Genomic DNA, 2,998 nt, shown 5'->3' with positions numbered 1-2,998 from the left:
CGGCGCTCACGCGCCGGCTCTCCGGCCCCGGCTTCTGGCGCGCGCTGGCCACCGCCTTCGGGCTCGGCGCGGTCAGCGCGCTCGCGCTCCCGCCGGTGCACATGCTGCCGGTGCTGCTGCTCACCCTGCCCGCCCTCTTCATCATGGCGGGCGAGGCGCCGACGGCGCGCCGCGCCGCGCTGGTCGGGCTCTTCTGGGGCTGGGGCTTCCACGTCGCCGGGCTGCACTGGCTGACGAACGCCATCCTGACGGAGGTCGAGCGCTACTGGTGGCTGGTGCCGATCGCGGTGCCGGCGCTGGCCCTGCCGCTCGGCGCCTTCACCGTGATCCCGGCGCTGGCGATGCGCTTCGCCGCACCGGGCTGGCCGCGGGTGCTGGCCTTCGCCGGCGCCTGGACTGCGGCCGAGATGCTGCGCGGGGTCCTGTTCACCGGCTTCCCCTGGAACCTGCTCGGCACCGTCTGGGCCTTCGGCGCGCTGCCGATCCAGGCAGCCGCGTGGATCGGCGTACACGGCCTCTCGCTCGTCACCGCGCTGCTCGCGCTCGCGCCGCTGCTCGGGCGGCGCGGCTGGGCGGCGATGGGCGGCACGCTCGCGCTCTTCGTCGCCTTCGGCCTCGCGCGCCTCTGGCCTGAGGAGCCGGAGCCGCACCCGGTCGCCGTGGTGCTCGTGCAGGGCAACGTGGCGCAGGAGGCGAAGTGGCGCGAGGACACCCGCTGGCCGATCTTCCGCCGCTACATCGAGCAGACCGAGTTCGGCGTGCGCCTGGCGCAGGAACAGGCGCCCGACAGCCGCGTGCTGGTGGTGTGGCCGGAGACGGCGAGCCCCTTCCTGCTCGCCAACGACGCCGAGGCGGCGCGGCTGGCAACGCAACCGCTGCCGCCCGGCGGGACCCTGATCGCCGGCACGGTGCGCGCCGAGTTCGAGGGCGGCCGCGCGCGGCGCGTGTGGAACAGCATGGTCGCGCTCGACCCGGACGGGCGGCTGCTGGCCACGGTGGACAAGACGCATCTCGTGCCGTTCGGCGAATACATGCCGCTGCGCGGCCTGCTGCCGGTGCGCCTGACGCAGAGCAACCTGGACTTCACCGCGGGCCCCGGCCTGGAACCGGTGTCGCTGCCCGGCCTGCCAAGCTTCGCGGGGCTGATCTGCTACGAGGTGATCTTCCCCGGCGCGGTCACGCCGCGCGAGCGCGTGGGCTTCCTGCTCAACATCACCAACGACGCCTGGTTCGGCATCTCCGCCGGCCCGTGGCAGCACCTGGCCGCGGCACGGCTGCGTGCGGTGGAGGAAGGGCTGCCCCTGCTGCGTGCGGCGCAGACCGGCATCTCGATCGTGATCGATGCCAGGGGCCGAACGGTGGCAAGCATGGGGCTGGCACAAACCGGGGTTGTGCTGTCGCCCCTGCCGCGGGCGGGCCCGCCGACCCCGGTGGCGAGCACGGGCCTTGGCATCCCGCTCGGGTTGATCGCGCTTGCGCTTGGGTTCGCGGTGATGTCGTCTCGCAGACGGATCGAGCCAACCGGCGGGCGGATGTCTGGCAAATCATCCTAGCGCCCGGGTTGATATCAAAAATAAGATTAATCAAAAGAGTTGACAACTTCGCGCGGTGCGGGTACCCCATGTCCTGCGAGCGGCGTCCTGCCGTCGCGTGTGGTTCGTACCCCCTGCCGCCCGACCCGGGGGGTACGGACCGGACGCACAGCACCCCGACGGCGGAGTTGGAGGCATGGTCATGGCGAGCGAGGAGGTCCTGGAGCGCGGCGAGCGTGAACACCGCCCGAGCCCCATCGACGTTCATGTCGGCAGCCGTGTCCGCCTGCGCCGCACCCTGCTCGGCATGAGCCAGGAAAAGCTGGGCGAGGCGCTCGGCCTCACCTTCCAGCAGGTGCAGAAGTACGAGCGCGGCGTGAACCGCATCGGCGCCAGCCGCCTGTTCGACCTCTCGCGCGTGCTCGACGTGCCGATCGGCTTCTTCTTCGACGACATGCCGGCCGAGGTCGGCGGCGAGAAGAACCGTCGCTTCTCCGGCTTCCAGGAGGGCCAGGAGGGCTTCGAGGACGACACGCTGCACCGGCGCGAGACGCTCGAACTGGTGCGCGCCTACTACCGCATCACCGATCCCTCGGTGCGCAAGCGCGTCTTCGACCTGATCAAGACGCTTTCTCCCACGGACTAATCCCCACGAAGCCGCGGCGCGTCTTCGCGAGGGCCCCGGCTCGGTGCTGATCCTGCGCCAGGCGGTTCATCCCGCCGCGGCAAGCCGCGGCGAGGCACCGGGCGGCTGACAAGCTTGCCCGGGTGAACGTCGATCACCGGTCGCGCCGCGGCGGCGCCTCGGGGTTCGCGCGGATCTCCTCCGCCGTGCGACGCCAGGCCGCCAGCCGCTCCGGCCCGGCCGGATGCGTGTCGAGCAGCGCCGTGCGCTCGTGCCCCGACAGCGCCGTCAGCTTCGCCCACAACCCGCCGCCGCGTTCGAGGTCGAAGCCGGCCCGCGCCATGATGTGCGCGCCGAGATAGTCGGCCTCCCGCTCATCCGTCTTCGAATAGGTCAGCCGCCCCGCCGTGGCGCCCGCCTGCGCGCCGAGGCGCGACAGCCCGACATCGACGCCGAGCGTCTCGCGCAACACGCCGCCGGCGACGGCGCCGATCAGGCTGCCGGCCATGGCACCCGCCTGGGTGCGCAGCGTGCCCTCGGCGATGTGGCCGGCGATGTGGTGCGCCATCTCATGCGCCACCACCGCGGCCAGCTCGTCCTCGTTGGCCAGCAGCCGCATCATGCCGGTGGTCACCGCAATGTCGTCGCGGCCCGAGGCGTAGGCGTTGGCTTCGCGCGCCTCGACCAGCGCGATGCGGAAGGCGCAGTCGCGCCCCAGCTCCGCGCGGCAGAAGGGCTGCGCCGCGCGCGCCAGGCGCTGCGCGACCGACTGCAGCATCGCGCGGTCCTCCGACAGGCTGCGGGCATTCGCGCGCGGCGGCGCGCTCGCCGCGATCTCGGC

Annotated in this window: 3 protein-coding genes; 2 read left to right on the top strand and 1 reads right to left on the bottom strand. The window is 72.7% G+C overall.

Annotated features, from left to right (window positions below; all coding sequences use genetic code 11):
* Together lnt and L2I40_RS21265 are read left to right on the top strand one after the other, a co-directional pair.
* Nucleotides 1–1,553 (top strand): apolipoprotein N-acyltransferase (gene lnt / locus L2I40_RS21270; RefSeq protein ID WP_308116441.1); only part of this gene is annotated, 1,553 nt, incomplete at its 5' end.
* 181 nt (nt 1,554–1,734) lie between these two features.
* Entirely contained in the window at nt 1,735–2,178 is a 444-nt protein-coding gene (locus tag L2I40_RS21265) for a helix-turn-helix domain-containing protein (protein WP_237217201.1), read from the top strand.
* 133 nt (nt 2,179–2,311) lie between these two features.
* Here the strand turns inward: L2I40_RS21265 and L2I40_RS21260 are convergent.
* Nucleotides 2,312–2,998, bottom strand: a 687-nt coding sequence (locus L2I40_RS21260) for a M48 family metalloprotease (protein WP_237217200.1), incomplete at its 5' end; no start/stop codon positions are given.

This window comes from Falsiroseomonas oryziterrae, assembly GCF_021864505.1.
In the GTDB taxonomy this organism is placed as follows: Bacteria; Pseudomonadota; Alphaproteobacteria; order Acetobacterales; family Acetobacteraceae; genus Falsiroseomonas; species Falsiroseomonas oryziterrae.
Note: the sequence above shows the minus strand (reverse complement) of the source record. Positions and strands in the feature narration are given on the sequence as shown.